Source organism: Streptomyces sp. 63XJN7_1_ISO-PGPR-S23-121, from assembly GCF_056173025.1.
Window position 1 is genome coordinate 7,106,181 of the sequence record NZ_CM149653.1, and the last position, 20,193, is coordinate 7,126,373.

General features: G+C 73.7%; 16 protein-coding genes. 3 read left to right on the forward strand and 13 right to left on the reverse strand.

Annotation, left to right across the window (positions count from 1 at the left end):
• Positions 1-8: 8 nt before the first annotated feature.
• Positions 9-686, reverse strand: a complete 678-nt coding sequence (locus AC0VYN_RS31730; RefSeq protein WP_077798502.1) for a response regulator transcription factor — start codon at positions 684-686, stop codon at positions 9-11.
• A 548-nt stretch (positions 687-1,234) separates the two neighbouring features.
• On the opposite strand from AC0VYN_RS31730, the gene AC0VYN_RS31735 reads away from it, so the two are divergent.
• Positions 1,235-2,731, forward strand: coding sequence for an MFS transporter (locus tag AC0VYN_RS31735; RefSeq protein WP_475533747.1), 1,497 nt, complete (start codon positions 1,235-1,237; stop codon positions 2,729-2,731).
• Between the two features lie 574 nt (positions 2,732-3,305).
• Here the strand turns inward: AC0VYN_RS31735 and AC0VYN_RS31740 are convergent.
• Positions 3,306-3,875 carry an ATP-binding protein gene (locus tag AC0VYN_RS31740; RefSeq protein ID WP_475533748.1) on the reverse strand — a complete coding sequence of 190 codons (570 nt, stop codon included), beginning with the start codon at positions 3,873-3,875 and terminating at the stop codon, positions 3,306-3,308.
• A gap of 195 nt (positions 3,876-4,070) precedes the next feature.
• Positions 4,071-4,448: an STAS domain-containing protein gene (locus tag AC0VYN_RS31745; RefSeq protein ID WP_385458949.1), complete on the reverse strand. Its 378-nt coding sequence runs from the start codon at positions 4,446-4,448 to the stop codon at positions 4,071-4,073.
• Between the two features lie 239 nt (positions 4,449-4,687).
• Here AC0VYN_RS31745 and AC0VYN_RS31750 point away from each other — a divergent pair, with 239 nt between their 5' ends.
• The gene (locus AC0VYN_RS31750) at positions 4,688-5,614 is read left to right on the forward strand and encodes an RNA polymerase sigma factor SigF (RefSeq protein WP_475533749.1); all 927 of its coding nucleotides are present in this window, start codon (positions 4,688-4,690) and stop codon (positions 5,612-5,614) included.
• 111 nt (positions 5,615-5,725) lie between these two features.
• Here AC0VYN_RS31750 and hutI read toward each other — a convergent pair whose 3' ends face one another.
• From hutI to hutU, 4 genes are read right to left on the reverse strand one after another with little or no spacing between them, the layout of a single operon-like run.
• Positions 5,726-6,937, reverse strand: coding sequence for an imidazolonepropionase (hutI, locus tag AC0VYN_RS31755; protein ID WP_475537025.1), 1,212 nt, complete (start codon positions 6,935-6,937; stop codon positions 5,726-5,728).
• 38 nt (positions 6,938-6,975) lie between these two features.
• A complete protein-coding gene (locus AC0VYN_RS31760) occupies positions 6,976-8,319 on the reverse strand; it encodes a formimidoylglutamate deiminase (RefSeq protein ID WP_475533750.1) in 1,344 nt (447 codons plus the stop codon).
• Positions 8,316-9,533 carry an allantoate amidohydrolase gene (locus tag AC0VYN_RS31765; RefSeq protein ID WP_475533751.1) on the reverse strand — a complete coding sequence of 406 codons (1,218 nt, stop codon included), beginning with the start codon at positions 9,531-9,533 and terminating at the stop codon, positions 8,316-8,318. Before AC0VYN_RS31765 ends, AC0VYN_RS31760 begins: the two co-directional genes overlap by 4 nt.
• Positions 9,530-11,221 (reverse strand): urocanate hydratase, encoded by a 1,692-nt coding sequence (gene hutU / locus AC0VYN_RS31770; protein ID WP_475533752.1) that lies wholly within the window; start codon positions 11,219-11,221, stop codon positions 9,530-9,532. Before hutU ends, AC0VYN_RS31765 begins: the two co-directional genes overlap by 4 nt.
• A 170-nt stretch (positions 11,222-11,391) precedes the next feature.
• On the opposite strand from hutU, the gene AC0VYN_RS31775 reads away from it, so the two are divergent.
• Positions 11,392-12,792: a type III PLP-dependent enzyme domain-containing protein gene (locus AC0VYN_RS31775; protein ID WP_475533753.1), complete on the forward strand. Its 1,401-nt coding sequence runs from the start codon at positions 11,392-11,394 to the stop codon at positions 12,790-12,792.
• Positions 12,793-12,861: 69 nt separating this feature from the next.
• Here the strand turns inward: AC0VYN_RS31775 and AC0VYN_RS31780 are convergent, their stop codons facing one another.
• The 6 genes from AC0VYN_RS31780 to AC0VYN_RS31805 form a co-directional block, all read right to left on the reverse strand.
• Positions 12,862-13,446 (reverse strand): hypothetical protein, encoded by a 585-nt coding sequence (locus AC0VYN_RS31780; protein WP_475533754.1) that lies wholly within the window; start codon positions 13,444-13,446, stop codon positions 12,862-12,864.
• A 115-nt stretch (positions 13,447-13,561) separates the two neighbouring features.
• Positions 13,562-14,404: a MurR/RpiR family transcriptional regulator gene (locus tag AC0VYN_RS31785; protein ID WP_385458963.1), complete on the reverse strand. Its 843-nt coding sequence runs from the start codon at positions 14,402-14,404 to the stop codon at positions 13,562-13,564.
• A gap of 124 nt (positions 14,405-14,528) precedes the next feature.
• On the reverse strand, positions 14,529-15,827 hold the full coding sequence (locus AC0VYN_RS31790; protein WP_475537026.1) for an ABC1 kinase family protein: 1,299 nt from the start codon (positions 15,825-15,827) through the stop codon (positions 14,529-14,531).
• A gap of 269 nt (positions 15,828-16,096) precedes the next feature.
• Positions 16,097-18,349 (reverse strand): anthranilate synthase component I, encoded by a 2,253-nt coding sequence (locus AC0VYN_RS31795; protein WP_475533755.1) that lies wholly within the window; start codon positions 18,347-18,349, stop codon positions 16,097-16,099.
• A 146-nt stretch (positions 18,350-18,495) separates the two neighbouring features.
• Entirely contained in the window at positions 18,496-19,638 is a 1,143-nt protein-coding gene (locus AC0VYN_RS31800; RefSeq protein WP_475533756.1) for an acyl-CoA dehydrogenase family protein, read from the reverse strand.
• A complete protein-coding gene (locus tag AC0VYN_RS31805; RefSeq protein WP_451686174.1) occupies positions 19,620-20,147 on the reverse strand; it encodes a PaaI family thioesterase in 528 nt (175 codons plus the stop codon). Before AC0VYN_RS31805 ends, AC0VYN_RS31800 begins: the two co-directional genes overlap by 19 nt.
• Between the last annotated feature and the right edge of the window lie 46 nt (positions 20,148-20,193).

Sequence of the window (20,193 nt, forward strand, 5' to 3'; positions counted from 1 at the left end):
CGGAGGGCTCAGTTCTTCTCGAAACGGAAGCCCACGCCCCGCACGGTGGCGATGTAACGGGGGTTGGCCGCGTCGTCGCCCAGCTTCTTGCGCAGCCAGGAGATGTGCATGTCGAGGGTCTTCGTCGACGACCACCAGGTGGTGTCCCAGACCTCGCGCATGAGCTGGTCGCGGGTGACGACCCGGCCGGCGTCGCGCACCAGCACCCGCAGCAGGTCGAACTCCTTGGCGGTGAGCTGGAGCTCCTCGTCGCCCATCCAGGCGCGGTGCGACTCGACGTCGATGCGCACGCCGTGCGTGGCGGGCGGCTGCTGGGGCTCGGCGGCGCCGCGCCGCAGCAGGGCGCGGACCCGGGCGAGCAGCTCGGCCAGCCGGAAGGGCTTGGTGACGTAGTCGTCCGCCCCGGCGTCCAGGCCGACGACGGTGTCCACCTCGTCGGCGCGGGCGGTCAGGATCAGGATCGGCACCGCGTGCCCTTCCGAGCGCAGCCGGCGGGCGACCTCCAGTCCGTCCATGCCGGGCAGCCCGAGGTCCAGCACCACCAGGTCGATGCCGCCCTGCATCCCGGCGTCGAGCGCGGTGGGGCCGTCCTCACGCACCTCGACCTCGTACCCTTCGCGGCGCAGTGCGCGGGCCAGCGGCTCCGAGATGGACGCGTCGTCCTCGGCGAGCAGTACACGGGTCATGAGCTGATGGTAGTCCGCTCGGAGCAACGCCCGGGGTGTGATCGTCGCGAGGGACTCTTACCTCCGGACATGCCGGACAGATGCGGAATCCGCGCCGGGCGCGGTCCGCGCGGCCCTCGTCGCCGCCCCGGTGGCGGGCCTGCGGCTGTGGGGTGCCATCCTGGGATGGACCTTCGAATGACCGTTCCCGGTTCCGTCGAAACCTGTGATTCGCGTCTCAAGTCCTTCCATACCGGGCGGTGTCCTGCCGTATGGTGAATCAGCGCCTGTAGCACCCGGACGACCTTTGGCGACAGTTCGACGCTGAAGGTCTCTTTCGCGTGCGGGCCGGTTCATGACCGGCCTTGAAAGGAATGACCTGTGGCCGGGCCTCATCGCGTGCAGAGAAGCGCGCGGAGGCGTGGATCCCGGTGGTCGCCGTCCATCGCTCCGTGATCCGGAGCGGTATCCCTCAGGCGTGGGGTCGGACGGTTGAGCCCGCCGGTGCCGGCTGCCCCCCACCGGGCGCGCATCGCCTCATGAGCGCGTCCCGACAGCAAGGAACGACCATGGCGTCCAGCCTGACGAAGGACTCGGTCCGCCCGGGTACCCCCGGTTCCGAGAAGACCTTCTTCGGCCACCCCCGCGGACTGGCCACTCTCTTCATGACCGAGATGTGGGAGCGATTCTCCTACTACGGCATGAGGGCTCTGCTCCCGCTGTACCTCGTCGCTCCTGGCGGCCTCGGGCTCAGCGCCGGCAGTGCGACCGCGATCTACTCGGTGTACCTGTCCCTGGTGTACCTGCTCACGATGCCGGGCGGCTGGTTCGGCGACCGCGTCTGGGGCCCCCGCAAGACCGTCGCCATCGCCGGCGGCGTCATCATGCTCGGCCACCTCACGCTGGCGCTGCCCTCCTCCGGCACGTTCTACGCGGGGCTCGGCCTGGTCGCCATCGGTTCGGGTCTGCTGAAGGCCAACATCTCGACGATGGTCGGCCAGCTCTACGACGGCCCGGACGACCCGCGTCGCGACGGTGGCTTCACCGTCTTCTACATGGGCATCAACCTGGGTGCCTTCGTGGCGCCGCTGACGATCGGCACCATCGGTGAGAACGTCAACTGGCACCTGGGCTTCGCGCTCGCCGCGGTCGGCATGGCGCTCGGTGTGGTCCAGTTCCTGATCGGCAGCCGCCACCTCGACCCCCACTCGAGCGTCGTCCCGAAGCCGCTGTCGGTGGAGGAGAAGACCTCCACGCTGCGCAAGGCCGCGTTCTGGGCCGCGATCGCCGTCGTGTTCTACGCGATCGTCGGCTTCTCCGGCCACTACACGCTGAACTGGATCCTGGTCCCGCTGACCCTGCTCGGCGTGATCATCCCGATCCTGGTGCTGACCCGCATCAAGCGCGACCGGTCGCTGGACCGTGCCGAGCAGTCGAAGATGTCCGCGTACATCTGGTTCTTCGTCGCCGCGGCCGTGTTCTGGATGATCTACGACCAGGGCGGCTCGACGCTGTCGATCTTCGCCGACTCCTCCGCCGAGAACAGTGTCCTCGGCTGGCAGTTCCCGGTCTCCTGGTACCAGTCGGTCAACCCGGTCATCATCATGGCCCTGGCCCCGGTCTTCGCCTCCGTCTGGCTGGCGCTGGCCCGCCGCGGCAAGGAGCCGAGCACGATCGTGAAGTTCTCGTTCGGCCTGGTCCTGGTCGGCGCGTCCTTCTTCCTCTTCCTCGCCCCGCTGGCGATCGCGGACGGTGGTCACAAGGCGGCCGCGATGTGGCTGGTGGCGATCTACTTCGTCCAGACCTGCGGTGAGCTGCTGCTCTCCCCGGTCGGTCTGTCGGTCACCACGAAGATGGCGCCGGTGAAGTACGCCTCGCAGATGATGGGCGTCTGGTTCCTGGCCGTCACCGCGGGTGACGCGACGACCGGCCTGCTCTCCATCGCCGGTGTCGACCTGAACAAGACGGGCATCGTCGCCCTGGAGGCCACGCTCGCCGTGGTCGCCGGCGCCGCGGTGTGGATGTACCGCAAGCGCGTCAAGGAACTCATGGGCGACGTCCGCTGAGGCCTGCCGGCCGGACCTCGCTTCCGGAGGGCCACCGCATCCAGTCGTGATGCGGTGGCCCTCCGGGCGTTTTGGGGGGGCGCGGTTCGGGCCACGACGGCAGGCGGGCGGCGGCGAGGGCGTGTGTACGGGGCGAGGAGAGCGGCGGCGGGACACGCCAGGCCACCGAGAGGGCCGCTGAGCGGGCGCGTGCGAGGTCGGGGCGCACCGGTGGGGCTCGGGCCCCGTGGTGCGGCCCGGGAGCAGGCGGCGCCCTCGACGTGGCACCGACGCGATCGAAGGCGGTTCGCCAGGACGGGCAGGGCCGACGGCGTCGGTGACGGACAGGCGCGCGCTGCCAACGCGGGCACGGGCGGTCGCCGGCGCTCCTGAGGCCGGTGGCATCAACGGCGGAGAGGGGCGCGCTGCCAACGCGGACGCGTGCGGTCGCCGGGGCCGGAGAGCCGGGGGCGGCGAGGCGCGCGTGGGCGGTGGGGGTGGTGGGGGCTGCGGCGCCGGTGACGGAGTGCGTGCCGGTGTGGCCGTGGGCGGTCGCCGGGACGGGGGACGCCGGCGATACCTGGGGCGAAAAGGGTTACGCCGGGGCGCCCAGTTCTGCCCAGACCCGCTTGCCCGCGACGCCCGGGGTCCGTACGACGCCCCAGTCCAGGCACAGGCGCTGCACGATGAACATGCCGTGGCCGCCGGGGCGGCCCGCGCGGTGCGGGGTGCGGGGTGCGGGCTGGCCCGCGCCGCGGTCGGAGACCTCCAGCCGGATCACCTTCTTGTCGCAGGTGATCCGCAGCTCGTCCGGCCCCTCGGCGTGCAGGCACGCGTTGGTGACCAGCTCGGAGACGACGAGCAGCACGTCCTCCGCGGCGGCACGCTGGTCGGCGGTGGCGGAGGGCAGCCAGCCCCACGCGTACAGCGCCTCGCGGGTGAAGTCACGGGCGAGCGGAACGACGCCGCTCTGGTCGTCGAAGCTCAGCGTGCGGACCTGCGGGCCGGCCACGGCCGCCGCCGCGGACGCGGGCACGCCGACGGGAGCGGGCGTGCCGCCTGCCCCGGGCTCTTCGGACCCGGGTGCGCCCCCCTCGGACGCCCCGGAAGCGCCGCTGGGCTCCGGACCGCGGTCGCCCGGCGAGTAGGGCCGGGTGGTGCTCATCAGCGCTTCACCTCACCGATTCACCAGTTCACGTTTCAAAGTCGTACACAGTCACAGTCGAAGTCACGGTCAGGATGTCTCCTGCCCGACCGGACCGGCGGAACACCCCTGTAGTCGCCACGAATCACGGGACGGGGCAAAAACGCCGGCCTCGAAGGCCGCACGAGACCCGTCGCGGTGACCGAGGACGACGGCTCAGCCGGACTCGTCCGACAGGGCCGCCTCGAGCGTGTCGTGGAGGGTGAAGACCGCTTCGGCCCCCGTGATCTCGAACACGCGCGCCACCACCGGCTGCATGGCCACAAGATGTACGCCACCCCCCGCGGCCTCCGCCTTCAACCGCGCGCCCAGCAGGACGTTGAGTCCCGTGGAGTCGCAGAACTCCAGGCGCGAGCAGTCGACGACGAGCCGGTTGAATCCCTTGTCGAGGCACTCGTCCAGCGGCTCGCGCAACAGCTCGGCGGTGTGGTGATCCAGCTCACCCGCCGGGGTCACGACGGCACTGGGGCCTTCCTCGCGCACCTCGACCAGAAGCCGGCCCGACTGTGCGCTGCCGACCGTCCCGCGGTCCATGCCGTCTCTCTCTCCCGACGTCGTGACTCCTTGCTGACGCCATCGAACACTACGCCTTCCCGCGGCACTCCGACACCCGAACAAGTGCACGCAAACGGACATACCCACACAGAACACACTTGCGGTGGGCTCGGTAAACCCGGTAGGCCTAGTAGGAACACACCCGACACGGCCGGCTTTGGAGGCGCCGCACACCGCAGTGCACGCATTTTGGCTTCGGCAGCCGTATGCCGAGAACGATGGAGGACATCATGTCACCCCGGCTCGACGGATCGCGTACCCAGGAAGCGACGTCGACACTCCCTCCGGAACATCTGGATCCCATCGAGCATCATGACGCTGCCGTCGGCGACGACGGCACACTCACCGGGCTTCCGGACATCCCCGCCTACGACGAGGTGACTCCGGCAGACGCCCGGGCCCTGTCGAAGACCCTCTTCGAGCGGCTGGAGTCGCTGGAGGAAGGCGGCCGCGACTACTCCTACGTGCGCAACACGCTCGTGGAGCTCAACCTCGCGCTGGTCAAGTTCGCCGCCTCCCGCTTCCGCTCCCGCAGCGAGCCGATGGAGGACATCGTCCAGGTCGGCACGATCGGCCTGATCAAGGCGATCGACCGCTTCGAGATGTCGCGCGGCGTCGAGTTCCCGACGTTCGCGATGCCGACCATCATCGGCGAGATCAAGCGCTTCTTCCGCGACACCTCGTGGTCCGTGCGCGTCCCGCGCCGGCTGCAGGAGCTGCGGCTCGACCTGGCCAAGGCCGGCGACGAGCTGGCCCAGCGCCTCGACCGCGCCCCGACCGTGTCCGAACTGGCCGAGCACCTCGGCCTGTCCAGGGACGAGGTCGTCGAGGGCATGGCCGCCTCCAACGCCTACACCGCCTCCTCGCTGGACGCCCAGCCGGAGGAGGACGACGCGGAGGGCGCGCTCGCCGACCGGATCGGCTACGAGGACCACGGTCTCGAGGGCATCGAGTACGTGGAGTCGCTGAAGCCGCTGATCGCCGAACTCCGTCCCCGCGACCGGCAGATCCTGTCCCTGCGCTTCGTCGCGGGCATGACCCAGTCGGAGATCGGCGAGGAGCTCGGCATCTCCCAGATGCACGTGTCCCGGCTGCTGTCGCGGACGCTGGTACGGCTGCGCAAGGGACTCACGGCCGAGGACTGATCCTCGCCGGGTGACGCTTGTCCTCCAGAGGGACGGTCCGGGCCGGGCCGTCCCTCTTCGGGTTCCGTGCCCGGCGCCCCTCCCCCGGCCCTGACGGCGCCGCGCCGGGCGTCACACCACGCGTACGCCGCGCCGCCACACCGCGTCGACCAGCGGCACGCCGGGCCGGTAGGCCAGGTGCACGTGGCTCGGGGCGTCCAGGAGGCTCAGGTCGGCGTAGGCGCCCGGGGCGATGCGGCCGACGTCGTCGCGGCGCAGGGCCGCCGCACCGCCCGCGGTGGCCGACCAGACCGCCTCGTCCGGTGTCATCCCCATGTCCCGCACCGCGAGGGCGATGCAGAAGGGGACGGAGGACGTGAAGGACGAGCCGGGGTTGCAGTCGGTGGAGAGGGCGACCGTGACACCGGCGTCGAGGAGGCGGCGGGCGTCCGGCCACTCGGCGCGGGTGGAAAACTCGGCGCCGGGCAGCAGGGTGGCGACCGTGTCGCTGTGGGCGAGGGCGTCCACGTCGGCGTCGGTGAGGTGGGTGCAGTGGTCGGCGCTGGCGGCGTCCAGCTCGACGGCCAGTTGGACGCCGGGCCCGTAGGAGAGCTGGTTGGCGTGGACGCGCGGGTGCAGGCCCCTGGCCCGGCCGGCGGTGAGGATCGCGCGGGCCTGGTCGCCGTCGAAGGCGCCCTTCTCGCAGAACACGTCGACCCAGCGGGCGTGCGGGGCGCAGGCGTCGAGCATCTCGCCGGTGACCAGGGCGACGTACGCGGCCGGGTCGTCGGCGAGTTCGGGGGCGACGACGTGGGCGCCGAGGAAGGTGACCTCGTCGGTGTGCCGGGCGGCGATGCGCAGGGCGCGGGACTCGTCGGCGGTGGTCAGGCCGTAGCCGGACTTGGTCTCGAAGGTCGTCGTGCCCTGGCGCAGGGCCTCCGCGAGGTGGCGGACGAGCCCCGCCTCCAGTTCCTCGTCGCTCGCGGCGCGGGTGGCGGCGACGGTGGTGCGGATGCCGCCGGCGCTGTAGGGGCGGCCGGACATGCGGGCGTTGAACTCCTCGGTGCGGTCGCCCGCGAAGAGGAGGTGGGAGTGGGAGTCGACGAAGCCGGGGAGGACGGCCCGGCCGCCGGCGTCGACGCGGTCGTCGGCGGCGGGTGCTCTGCTCGCTTCACCGGCCCACGCGATGCGGTCGCCGTCGATGACGACGGCCGCGTCCCGGACCAGTCCCAGGGGCGGTCCTCCCCCACTCTCGAACTTGCTCGAGCGGGGGGACCCCCGTCCCAGGGAGGGGTCGTTGGTGACCAGCGTGGCGATGTTGGTGATGACGGTGCTGCTGCTCATGGTGTCCGTGGCGTCCTCGTGGGGGCGGGGTCGGGTGGTCATGCGCGCAGGGCTTCGACGGCCCGCGCGAGGGCCTGCGGCACGTCGGGGACCAGGGTGTGGGCCCCGTCGCGTACGACGTGCCGCCCGCCCACGACCGTGTGCCGTACGTCCGCCGCCGTCGCCGCGAACACGGCCGTCTCGGCGCCGAGCCTGGGCAGCGGCCCCGCCGTCCTGACCGAGTCCAGCGCGATCGTCGTGAGGTCGGCGCGGGCCCCGGCGTCGATGCGGCCGGTGTCGTCCCAGCCGAGGGCGGCGTGCCCGTCCTCGGTGGCGGCGCGCAGCAGGGCGGCGGCCGTCCAGTGGCCGCGGGTGCGGGTGCGCAGCCGCTCGTTCAGCTCCATCGCGCGGGCCTCCTCCAGCAGGTCGACGACGGCGTGGCTGTCGGAGCCGAGGGAGAGGGGCGAGCCCGCCCGCTGGAGGGCGGGTGCGGGTCCGATGCCGTCGGCGAGGTCCCGTTCGGTGGTCGGGCACATGCAGGTGCCGGTGCGGCTGCCGCCGAGCAGGGCGATGTCCTCGTCGGTGAGGTGCGTGTTGTGGACGCCGGTGGTACGGGGTCCGAGCACGCCGTGGTCGGCGAGGAGACGGGCCGGGGTGCACCCGTGGGCCCGCAGGCACGCCTCGTTCTCGGCGGTCTGCTCGGACAGGTGGACGTGCAGCGGCGCCCCCCGTTCCTCCGCCCAGCGCGCCACGGTGGCCAACTGGGCGGCGGGCACGGCCCGTACGGAGTGGATCGCCGCCCCGATCCGCGCGTGGTCCCGGTCCCGGAGAGCCGAACAGCGTTCCGCCCAGGCGTCCGCCGTCCCGTCGGAGAAGCGGAGCTGGTGGGTGTTCGGGGGCTCGCCGAAGCCGGCGGAGAGGTAGCAGGTGTCGAGGAGGGTGATACGGATGCCGGCCGCGGCCGCGGCCTCGATCAGGGCCTCGCCCATCGCGTTGGGGTCGGCGTAGGGGGCGCCTGCGGGGGCGTGGTGGACGTAGTGGAACTCGCCGACGGCGGTGATGCCGGCCAGGGCCATCTCGGCGTACACCGCGCGGGCGAGGTCGTGGTACGCCTCGGGAGTCAGCCGGTCGGCGACGGAGTACATGACCTCGCGCCAGGTCCAGAAGGTGCCGGAGCCGACCTGGACGGTGCCGCGCAGGGCGCGGTGGAAGGCGTGGCTGTGGGCGTTCGCGAGCCCCGGCAGGGTCAGGCCGCGCAGGATCTCGGCGCCGGGCGGCGGGGTGTCGGCACCGGTGCGGACGGCGGCGATGCGGCCGTCCCGTACGCCCACGGCGACGCCCGGCTCGACGTGGGTGCCGAGCCAGGCGTGCTCCAGCCAGTATGTCCGTGGGGTGGGAGTCACGTGCGGGCCAGCCCTTCCAGTACGTCGGCGAGTGCGTTCACCCCGGCCACGCAGTCGTCCTCGGCGGCGGATTCGGCCGGGGAGTGCGAGACACCGGTGGGGTTGCGTACGAACAGCATGGCGGTCGGGACGCGCCCGGAGAGGATTCCGGCGTCGTGTCCGGCCCCGGTGCCGAGGACCGGGATTTCCGCTTCGGCGCCGCTGCCCAGGATGCGGGCGAGTTCGTCGCGCAGGGCGTGGTCGAACTCCACGACGGGCGTGAAGGACTCGCGGACGACGTCGAGGTCGACGCCGTGGGCGGCGGCGTGCGCGCGGGCGGCCCGCTCGATGCCGGTGACCACGGTGTCCAGGGTCGCCTGGTCGGCGGCGCGGGAGTCGAGCCAGCCGCGGACGAGGGAGGGGATGGCGTTGACGCCGTTCGGCTCGACGGAGATCTTGCCGAAGGTGGCGACGGCACCGGCGAGTTCGGCCTCACGGCGGGCGGCGAGGACGGTCTCCGCGTAGCCGAGCATGGGGTCGCGCCGGTCGGCGAGCCGGGTGGTACCGGCGTGGTTCGCCTCGCCGCGGAAGTCGAACCGCCAGCGGCCGTGCGGCCAGATGGCGCTCGCGACGCCGATCGGGTCGCCGGACAGGTCGAGGGCGCGTCCCTGCTCGACGTGGAGTTCGACGAAGGCGCCGATGCGGCCGAGCCGTTCGGGGTCGGGGCCGATGGCGTCCGGGTCGTGTCCGGCGGCCTCCATGGCCCGCGGCAGCGTGACGCCGTCGGCGTCGGTCAGGCGGTGGGCCTGCTCGACGGTGAGGGCACCGGAGGTCAGCCGGGAGCCGACGCAGGCGAGGCCGAAGCGGGCGCCCTCCTCGTCGCCGAAGTTGACGATGCCCAGCGGCCTGGTGATCCGCGCTCCCCTGCGGCGCAGTTCGTCCAGGGCCGCGAAGGCGGAGACCACCCCGAGCGGGCCGTCGAAGGCGCCGCCGTCGGGCACGGAGTCCAGGTGGGAGCCGGTGACGACGGCGTTCCCGGCGGCCGGGTCGCCGAGCCAGGCCCACTGGTTGCCGTTGCGGTCCAGCTCGTACGTCAGCCCGCGCGCCTCGGCCTGTTCCCGGAACCAGGCCCGGCAGTCGGCGTCGGCGCCGGTCCAGGCGAAACGGCGGTAGCCGCCGGAGGCGGAGCTGCGGCCGACCGGCAGCAGCTCCGCCCACATGCTGTGGAAGCTCACGCGGCGCCGTCCTCGTCGCCTTCGCGCATCGGCACCCGCACGCCGCGCTCCGCGGCGACCGACTCCGCGATGTCGTACCCGGCGTCGACGTGCCGGATGACGCCCATGCCGGGGTCGTTGGTGAGGACCCGGCGGATCTTCTCGCCGGCGAGGGCGGTGCCGTCGGCGACCGTGACCTGCCCGGCGTGGATCGAGCGGCCCATGCCGACGCCGCCGCCGTGGTGGAGGGAGACCCAGGAGGCGCCGGAGGCCACGTTGACCATGGCGTTGAGCAGCGGCCAGTCCGCGATGGCGTCGGAGCCGTCGAGCATGGCCTCGGTCTCGCGGTAGGGGGAGGCGACGGAGCCGCAGTCCAGGTGGTCGCGGCCGATGACGATCGGCGCGGCCAGCTCGCCGCTCGCGACCATGTCGTTGAACCGCTCGCCGGCCTTGTCGCGCTCGCCGTAGCCGAGCCAGCAGATGCGGGCGGGCAGGCCCTGGAAGTGGACCCGTTCGCCGGCCATCTTGATCCAGCGGGCCAGGGACTCGTTCTCGGGGAAGAGGTCGAGGATCGCCTTGTCGGTCCTGGCGATGTCGGCGGGGTTGCCGGACAGGGCGGCCCAGCGGAAGGGGCCCTTGCCCTCGCAGAAGAGGGGGCGGATGTAGGCGGGGACGAAGCCGGGGAAGGCGAAGGCCCGGTCGTACCCGGCGAGCTGGGCCTCGCCGCGGATGGAGTTGCCGTAGTCGAAGACCTCGGCCCCGGCGTCCTGGAAGCCGACCATGGCCTCGACGTGCCGGGCCATGGACTCGCGGGCGCGGGTGGTGAAGCCCGCCGGGTCCTTGGCGGCGGCGTCGGCCATGTCCGCGAAGGCGATGCCGACGGGGAGGTAGGCCAGCGGGTCGTGGGCCGAGGTCTGGTCGGTCACGATGTCGATGGGGGCGCCCATGGCGAGGAGCTGCGGCACCAGCTCGGCGGCGTTGCCGAGGACGCCGATGGACAGCGGTTTGCGCTGGTCACGGGCCTCGGTGGCCAGCTGGAGGGCGTGGTCGAGGGAGTCGGCCCGCACGTCGAGGTAGCGGTGCTCGATACGGCGGTCGATGGCGCGGGGGTCGCAGTCGACGCAGATCGCGACGCCGTCGTTCATGGTGACCGCGAGGGGCTGGGCGCCGCCCATGCCGCCGAGGCCGGCGGTGAGGGTGATGGTCCCGGCCAGGGTGCCGTCGCCCCCTTTGCCCGTTGAATGCAGCTTCGCGGCGACGGCGGCGAAGGTCTCGTAGGTGCCCTGGAGGATGCCCTGGGTGCCGATGTAGATCCAGGAGCCGGCGGTCATCTGCCCGTACATGGTCAGGCCGAGGGCCTCCAGGCGGCGGAACTCCTCCCAGTTGGCCCAGTCGCCGACGAGGTTGGAGTTGGCGATGAGGACGCGCGGGGCCCACTCGTGGGTCTGCATGACGCCGACCGGCCGGCCCGACTGGACGAGCATCGTCTCGTCCTGCTTGAGGGTCTCGAGGGTGCGGACCATGGCGTCGAAGGAGCGCCAGTCGCGGGCCGCCTTGCCGGTGCCGCCGTAGACGACGAGCTTGTCGGGGTGCTCGGCGACCTCGGGGTCGAGGTTGTTCTGCAACATCCGCAGGGCGGCCTCCTGCTGCCAGCCCAGGGCGCTCGGCTGCGTACCGCGTGGCGCTCGGACGGCGCGGGGCTCGGACATGGTCTGCCTCCTGGTGGCTTGCTCCCGGCGGATTATTACTGCGGATATTCATATCCTCGCTTCGTGAATAGAACTAGTCAATACGTCCGTGTCCCGGCGCGGCCGCGTCGCGGATGTTTGGCTGGAGGCCGGGCCGGGGCAGGCGGGCGGGCGAGGAGACGGAGGAGCACATGGACAACGGCACGGGCACGAACGGTGAGCTCGACGGCACCGACGGGATGCGGGCGGCGCGGCGCGACGAGGCGGTGCGGGCGGCCGTGGAGCAGGGGCTGCTCGGCCCCGGCGCCCCGGTCGTCGGATTGCTGGACGTCGCCGGGATCCGGGAGTCGGCGGCGGCGCTGCGGGCGGCGTTCGAGGCGGTGACGGCGCCGGGGACACCGGTGCTGCACGCCTTCGCGGTGAAGGCGACCCCCTTGGTGCCGGTGCTGCGGCTGCTGCACGAGGAGGGCATCGGCACGGAGGTCGCGAGCCCGGGCGAGCTGGCCCTGGCGCGTGCCGCGGGCGTGCCGGCGGAGCGCACGGTGCTGGACTCGCCCGCCAAGACGCCGGACGAGCTGCGCGAGGCGCTGGCGCTGGGGGTCGCGGTCAACGCGGACAACCCGCAGGAGCTGGCGCGCCTCGATGCCCTGATGGCGGCGGGGGCGAGCCGGTCCCCGCTCGGCATACGAGTGAACCCGCAGGTCGGAGGAGGCTCCATCGAGGCGCTCTCGACGGCCACGGCGACCTCGAAGTTCGGCGTGGCGCTGCGCGACGAGGGGGCGCGCGAGTGGGTGGTCCGGGCGTATCTGGACCGGCCGTGGCTGACCCGGCTGCACGCGCACACCGGCTCACAGGGCATCCCGCTGACGCTGATGGCCGAGGGGGTGGCGGCGACGTACGCGCTCGCCGAGGAGATCAACGAGCGGGCCGGGCGCCGGCAGGTGGACACGGTCGACATCGGCGGCGGGCTGCCGGTGAACTTCGCGTCGGACGAGACGACGCCGACGTACGCCGCGTACGCGCGGGTGCTGCGCGAGGCGGTGCCGGGGCTGTTCGACGGGCGGTACGGGCTGGTCACCGAGTTCGGGCGGTCGCTGCTGGCCAAGCACGGCACGGTCGTGGCCCGGGTGGAGTACGCCAAGAGCGCCGGGGGCCGGCCGGTCGCGGTGACGCACGCGGGCGTGCAGGTGGCGACGCGGACGGTGTACGCGCCGGGGGCGTGGCCGCTGCGGATCGCCGCGTACGACGGCAAGGGACTGCCGAAGGAGGGGCCGGACGTGGTGCAGGACGTGGCGGGTCCGGCGTGCTTCGCCGGCGACCTGCTGGCGACCGGGCGCGCGCTGCCGCTGCTGGAGCAGGGGGACTACGCGGCGGCGCTGGACACGGGGGCGTACTACTTCGCTCACCACTACGCGTACAACTCGCTGGCGCGGCCGGCGGTCTACGGGTTCGCCGGGGGCGGCGGCGGGGGTGTCGCCTTCGCCACCGTGCGCAGGGCGCAGGAGGTCGAGGAGATCGTGGCCGAGGCGGGGGGAGAGCACGCCGACGCACTGACCGGAGCCCTTGGCCATGGGGGCGCGGGTCCGTCCTAGGCGCGTCCGTCGTGGCGGATCGCGCGGGCCCCCGCGCCCCTGACGGGGGGCCTGCGCGACCGCCCCCGCTCAGACCGGCGCCGCCGTCCTGCGCCTCGCGCCGCCGGGGGCCGCGTCGCCCGCCGCGACGCCCGTGCTGCGGTACGTCTTGACGGCCCTGCCCGCCGGGCGGCCGCCGGTGCGGGCGAGCCAGTCCACGCGGACCCAGAGCAGGGCGTCCCCGTCCTGTTCACGGCGGCCGATCCAGGCGGACTTCAGCCACAGCCCGGCACCGCAGCCCGCCATCAGCAGTCCCGCCGCGGCCGGAACGGCGAAGGCGCTGCCGAGCGCGGCGAGGAAGGCGAGCAGCAGCCACCAGCGGTGGCCCCGGCGCCAGTTGCGCACGGTCACCGCGCGGTCCTGGAGCACGTCGTGCTTGCCCGCGCGGGTGGCCGCGCCGGCCAGGGCGGTGTACCGCCCGCGGCGCGCCGAGGCCACCACGGCCGTCGCCACGATGAACAGCGCCGCGCCGGCCAGGACGCCGATCCGGCGCCCGGTCAGTCCGGGCACCAGCACACCGATGCCCGCCGCGAGCGCGCCCAGCCACCACAGCGGCGCCGCCCCCGCCCGTACGACGACGGCGACCCGAGCCAGTCCCTGTCCTCCGCGTGCCACGTGCCGGCCTCCTCGTCCCCAGTCCTGTCAGTTCGATGCGTCCGACGGATGTGTCGGGCGCCGCACTGTAACGGGGGAAGCTGAGACGAATCTGAGAACCCGTCGGCCGTCGCGGTCACTCCACGAACAGGCCCCGGGCCACGGCCTCGGCGTCGAACTCCTCGAGCCGGGCCTGGGCGTCCGGCAGCCCGTCGCACATCGCCTCCAGCAGCACCCGGCCGAGCAGCATCGGCGCGCAGGCCGTGTCGAAGGCGAGGCCGGTGCCGACGGCGGCCGGCAGCAGCAGGTCGGACACCTTGGCGACCGGCGCGAAGGCGGAGTCGGCGACGGTCACCACCGTGAGCCCCGCCTCCTTGGCGTGGGCGAGCGTGTCGACGACCTCGCGCGGATGCCGGGGCAGGGCGAAGCAGAGCAGGGCGCTCGCGCCGGCCCGGACGGCGGCGTCGATGCGGTCGTGGAGCATCGTGCCGCCCTCGTTGAGGAGCCGCACGTCGGGGTGGACCTTGGCGGCGAAGTAGGCGAAGCCGTGCGCCTGGGCGGCCGCCGCGCGCAGCCCGAGCACCGGGAGCGGCCGGCTGCCGGCGAGCACCCGGCCCGCCTCCCGCACCGGCCCGGGGTCGGCCAGCGCCTCCGCCAGGTGCCGCAGGTTCGCGATCTCGGCCTCCACGGCCTGCTGGTACTCGTTCCAGGAGCCGGTGTCCGCCGCCGGTTCCGCGGGGGCGACCTCGCGCAGGTGCCGGCGCAGCGCCGGGTAGCCGTCGAAGCCCAGGGCGACGGCGAAGCGGGTCACGGACGGCTGGCTGACCCCGGCCAGCTCGGCCAGCTCCACGCTGGAGAGGAAGGGCACGTCGGACGCGCGCCGGACCATGCTGTGCGCGATGCGCCGCTGGGTCGGCGTCAGCCGGTGCCCCTCGAAGAGCGCCTGCAGCCGCGCGGCCGGGCCGTCCGTCCCGCTCATGACGTGCTCCCCCTCGACCTATTCACCCGTACCGGATTCTGCATACCGTTATACAGGTCGCACGGGACCGGGACACCCGACGCCGGGACGGCCGACGCCGGGACGGCCGGGCCCGCCGGGGGAGTCAGTCGCCGGTGGCCTCCCCCTCCCGCGCGCCGGCCGGGACCGGCAGGAGTCCCGGCAGCCACCGGGCCGCCTCCGCGCGGAACGGGATCTCGCACTCGAGCTGGCACAGCACCGCGGTGGCGGCGCCGACGACGCGGTTCACCAGCACGTAGGCGGGCGGGAGGTTGAAGCGGCGCAGCAGGCCGCCCTCGCGCAGGTCGACGGCCTGCACGACCTCCTCGCGGAGCCATTCGCGGGTGAAGCGGTACGTCTCCGCGGCCGACGGCGTGGCCACCGGCAGCAGGAACGCGCCGAGGGCGTCGTGGTCGAGGGGGGCGCCCGCCGTGACGAAGCCCTCCCGCACGAGGAGTTCCTGGGCGGCGGCCCAGTCCCCGTCCTGTGCCAGCCGGATCAGGCTGCCGAGGGCCGGGGGGAAGCCGTCCGGGAGGTGCTTGACGGCACCGAAGTCCAGGACGCCGAGCCTGCCGTCCGGGAGCAGGCGGAAGTTCCCGGGGTGCGGGTCGGCGTGCAGGCGCCCCACCCGCTCGGGCCCGGAGAACAGGAAGCGCGCGTACCTGAGGCCCGCGGCGTCGCGCTCGGCCTGCGTGCCCTCCCGGATGACGGCGGCGAGCGGTGTCCCCTCCAGCCACTCCGTGACGAGCACCCGCCGGGTGAAGGCCACCACGCCGGGGACCACGATCTCCTCGTCGCCCCGGTAGGCGTCGGCGAACGCCTGCTGGGCCTCGGCCTCGAGCCGGTAGTCCAGCTCCTCGGCGACCCGTTCGCGCAGCTCGCGCAGCATGGGCTCGACGTCCAGGCCGGGGGTGACCAGTGAGAACAGCCGGATCAGCCGGCCGAGCCGGGCGTAGTCGCCGAGCAGCGCCTCGCCGGCGCCCGGGTACTGGATCTTGACGGCGACGGTCCTGCCGTCGGTGTGGACGGCCCGGTGCACCTGGCCGATGGACGCGGCCGCCGTGGGCGTGTCCTCGAACGCGCTGAACCGGTCGCGCCAGTCGGGGCCGAGCTCCTCCCGGAGGACGGCGTGCACCTGGTCGGCCGGCAGGGCGGGCGCGGCCTCCTGGAGCAGGGTCAGAGCGGCCCGGTAGGGACCGATCACCTCCGGTGGGAGGGCCGCCTCGAAGACGGACAGCATCTGGCCGAACTTCATTGCCCCGCCCTTGAGTTCGCCCAGGACGCGGAAGAGCTGGCGGGCGGTGCGGCGCTGCAGTTCACCGGCGATCAGGTCGCCGGGCTCCCCCAGCAGCCGCCGCCCGAACCCGAGCGCGGAGCGGCCCGCGAAGCCGAGCGGCAGGGACATCAGCCGTGCGCCGCGGGTGAAGGAGGAGCGGGGTATGGCGCGGGCGGCGGGCACGTCGTCCCCCGGCCCCGCGGCGGGGTCGCCGGCAGGTGCCGCGGTCCGCTCGTCGCCGGCGGCCGCCGTGACGCCCTCGTCCACCGCGGCCGCGGTACCGCCGGCCGACGGTGCCGCGGCCGACTCGACCGCGGGTTCCGCCGCCCGCTCGTCCCCCGCGTCCGTGGGGTCCCCGGTGCGGTCGGGCACCGGGTTCCGGTGGGTCTCGTTCGTCGTCATCGCGGGCTCCCGGCCGTCGCGGTGGCCCGCACGGAGCCCTTGAGTCCGGCCACGGCGTTGGCGATCAGGGTGAGACCCGCGTCCTCCCCGGTCGTCATGATCGACTCGGGATGGAACTGCACGGCCGCCACCGGCAGGGTGCGGTGCTCGACGCCCATCACCGTGCCGTCGGCGGTGCGGGCGGTCACCCTCAGCTGCTCCGGCAGCGTCGCCGGATCGGCGTACAGGGAGTGGTAGCGCCCCGCGCGGAACCGGGCCGGCAGGCCGCGGAACACGGTTCCCCCGTCGTCGGCGACCTCGACCGACGACGGCTTGCCGTGCACGGGCCACGGCAGCGTGCCGAGGGTCCCGCCGAAGTGCTCCACGATGCCCTGGAGGCCCAGGCAGACCCCGAACACCGGCAGTCCGCGCGCCAGCACCCCGTCCAGCAGGGCGGACATCCCGAAGTCCGCCGGGCGGCCGGGGCCGGGCGAGAGGAGGACCAGGTCGGGCGCCAGGGTGTCGAGCAGGTCCAGAGGGAATCCGGCGCGGTACGTGACCACCTCCGCGCCGGTCTGCCGGACGTAGTCGCCGAGCGTGTGGACGAAGGAGTCCTGGTGGTCGACGAGCAGCACGCGGCGCCGGCGGCCGGCCGGCACCGGCACGGCTGCGGACCGTCCGCGGGCTCGCTGCGCCCCGCCCGCGCCCGCGTTCTCGACCGCGTCGAGGAGCGCACCCGCCTTGAGCACGGTCTCGTCCTCCTCGGCCCGCGGGTCCGAGTCGAACAGCAGTGTCGCCCCGGCCCGCACGGTGGCGACGCCGTCGCGGAACTGGACGGTGCGCAGGGTGAGCGCGGTCTCCAGGCCCCCGTCGAAGCCGATGCGGCCCACCGCACCGCCGTACCAGCGGCGCGGGCTGCGTTCGTGCTCCTCGACGAAGGCGATGGCGGCACGCTTGGGGGCTCCCGTGACGGTCACCGCCCACATGTGGCTCATGAAGGCGTCGAGCGCGTCGCGGTCGTCACGGAGCCGGCCGCGGACGTGGTCGACGGTGTGGATGAGCCGGGAGTACAGCTCGATCTGCCGGCGGGCCAGGAGCTCCACGCTGCCCGGCACGCACACCCGCGCCTTGTCGTTGCGGTCGACGTCCGTGCACATCGTCAGCTCCGACTCCTCCTTGTCGGAGCCGAGCAGCGCCCGGATCTGCTCGGCGTCCTCCAGAGGGTCCCGGCCGCGGGCGACGGTGCCGCTGATCGGGCAGGACTCGACGGTGCGGGCCCGCGGATCGACGCGCACGAACATCTCCGGCGACGCCCCCACCAGGTGCTCGCCGTCGGCGAGGTTCATCAGCAGGCCGTACGGCGCCGGATTGCGGGTCCGCAGCCTGCGGAAGACCTCGGAGGGCGGTGCTTCGGCGCGCCGGTGGAAGCTCTGGCCGGGCACCACCTCGAACAGGTCGCCGGAGCGGAACCGCTCCTTGGCGAGGCGGACGAGCGCCGCGTAGGCCCCCGGGGCGTGGTCGCGCGGGGCCGGCGGCCGGGCCGGCGGTGCGAGGGGCGCGGCGGGTGTGGCGCGGTCCAGCCCGACGGTGCTCCGACCGGCGTGGGAGAAGTCGTAGCTGTGCCGCACCGCGGTGCCCCGGTGCCGGTCGACGCACAGGATGCGGTCCGGCAGGTGCAGGGCGAGGACGCGGTCGCGCGGGTCGCGGTCCTGGTGCTGCGGTACGGGGTCGAGTTGCAGGACGAGGTCGTAGCCGAACGCCCCGTACAGGCCCCACACGTCGTCGTGCGGTCCGGCGAGGGCGGCGACGACGGCGCGCAGCACGGTGAAGGCCGAGGGCAGCCGGGTGCGGTCCTCCTCGGCGAAGGGGGCGCGGTCGGGCGTTGCGCCGCCGCTCGGGTCGATCGCGACGGTGACGGTGCCCGCGGTCTCGTCCCGGCGGGGCCGCAGCGGGGCCAGGGCGTGGAACAGCGCGGGAAGCAGGACCCGGCCGCGTTCGTTGAGCGCGCGCAGCCGGACGTCGTCCTGGTGGGCGGTCACTTCGACGGGCGGGTCGACGTAGGCGATGTCGTACGGCCGGTAGCGGCCCGGCTGGTCGCAGCGGCCCGACATGAGCAGTCCGCGCCGGGTGTCCAGGGCTTCTTCCAGACGGGCGAGCTCGGTCTCCGCCCGTGCGAGGTCCTGGGGTTCGGACCGGCGGGTCACCTCGGCGCCGGCCGGGGTGGTCCACTGGTGTGCCGTCGCCGCGGTCCGGTGGGTCGTTGCCGTCATCGTGGTCCTTTGCGTCGGGTCGTCGGCGGATTCGCCGGACTGGTGCGGGCCGGAGCCGACGGCCGGGCGGCGGGGCCGGGCCGGTGCGGCCGGGGAGCGGCGCGGGCGGGGAGCGGCGCGGGCGGGGAGCGGCGCGGGCGGCCGGGTCAGACGCCCAGGTCCCGGCCGATGATCTCCTTCATGATCTCGTTGGTGCCGCCGTAGATCGGGTGCACCCGGTTGTCCACGAACGCCCTGGCGACGGGCGTCTCCCGCATGAAGCCGTAGCCGCCGTGCAGCTGGACGCAGCGGTCGAGCACCCGGCGCTGGACGTCGGTGGCCCACCACTTGGCCTTGGCCGCGGCCACCGCGTCGAGACGCCCCGCGTTGTGCTCGATCACCGCCCGGTCGACGTAGGTGCGGGCGACGTCCAGTTCGGTGGCCATCTCGGCCAGTTCGAAGCGGACGTGCTGGAACGTGCCGACGGGCTGTCCGAAGGCGGTGCGGTTCTTGCAGTACTCGAGGGTCTGGGCGAAGGCGGTCTCGGCGGCGGCCACGGCGTAGGCGGCGATGCCGAGCCGCTCCTGCGGCAGGTTGGCCGCCAGGTGCAGGAAGGCGCGGCCGGGGGTGCCGAGCAGGTTGGCCGCCGGGACCCGGACGTCGTCGAAGAACAGCTCGGCGGTGTCCTGCGCGGCCATGCCGATCTTCTCGAGCCTGCGGCCGCGGGAGAAGCCGGGCATGCCGCGCTCGACCACGAGCAGGCTCAGGCCCCGCGCGCCCGTGCCGGGGCGGGTCCGGGCGACGACGACGACCAGGTCGGCATGGATGCCGTTGGTGATGAACGTCTTGGCGCCGCGGAGCACGTAGTCGTCGCCGTCCTGGAAGGCGGTGGTCCGGATGGCCTGGAGGTCGCTGCCGGCCTCGGGTTCGGTCATCGCGATGGCGGTGACCAGGTCGCCCGAGCAGAAGCCGGGCAGCCAACGCCGCTTCTGCTCGTCGGTGGCCAGCTCCAGGAGGTAGGGCGCGACGACGTCGTTGTGCAGGGCGAAGCCGATGCCGGTCGCGCCGACGCGCATGATCTCCTCGCTGAGGACGACCTGGTAGCGGAAGTCGCGGACGCCTCCGCCGCCGTGCTCCTCCGGCACGTCGATGCCCAGCAGTCCGAGCTTGCCGGCGCGGCGCCACACCTCGCGGTCGACGAGTCCCGCGCGCTCCCAGTCCGCGTGGAACGGGACGATCTCCCGCTCGACGAAGTCGCGCACCATGGCCTGGAAGTCGCGGTGGTCCTGGGTCAGTTCGCTGTCGCGCATGTCCCTCGCTCCGTCTGCGGGCCGGCCGTGCGGTGGATGATCTGTTCGACGGTCCCGGTGCAGGCCCGGGTGCCGTACTGCTCGAAGCGCACCTCGGCCACGGCCCGCCGGGTGGAGCAGCTGGTCAGTACGGTCTCGATGCGGACGGGGCCGGGCACCAGCGGTGCGTGGTAGTCGACGGACAGTCCGGCGGTGAGGAAGCCGGCGCCGTCCGGGATGGCCGACAGCATCACCAGTCCGGCGAAGTGGTCGACCAGGCAGGCGATCCAGCCGCCGAAGACGACACCGGGGGTGAGGGTCAGCTCCTCGTCGAAGGACGTCTCGCAGACGACCAGGCCGGGCAGCCACGAGGTGGCGGGCGGCAGCGCGAGCGTGCGGGCGGCCGGCGGGGCGGGCACCGTGCCGTCGGCCAGGCCGGCGAGCATGCGCCGGCCGCTGGTGTCCGCACCGTCCGGTGCCAGGCCGCGCAGCCGGGTCGGCCGGGTGGGTGGCGGGGTGGTTTCGAGCATGCTGGCATCTCCGCGTTTCCAGGGTTCGGGGACCGGTACGGGGCAC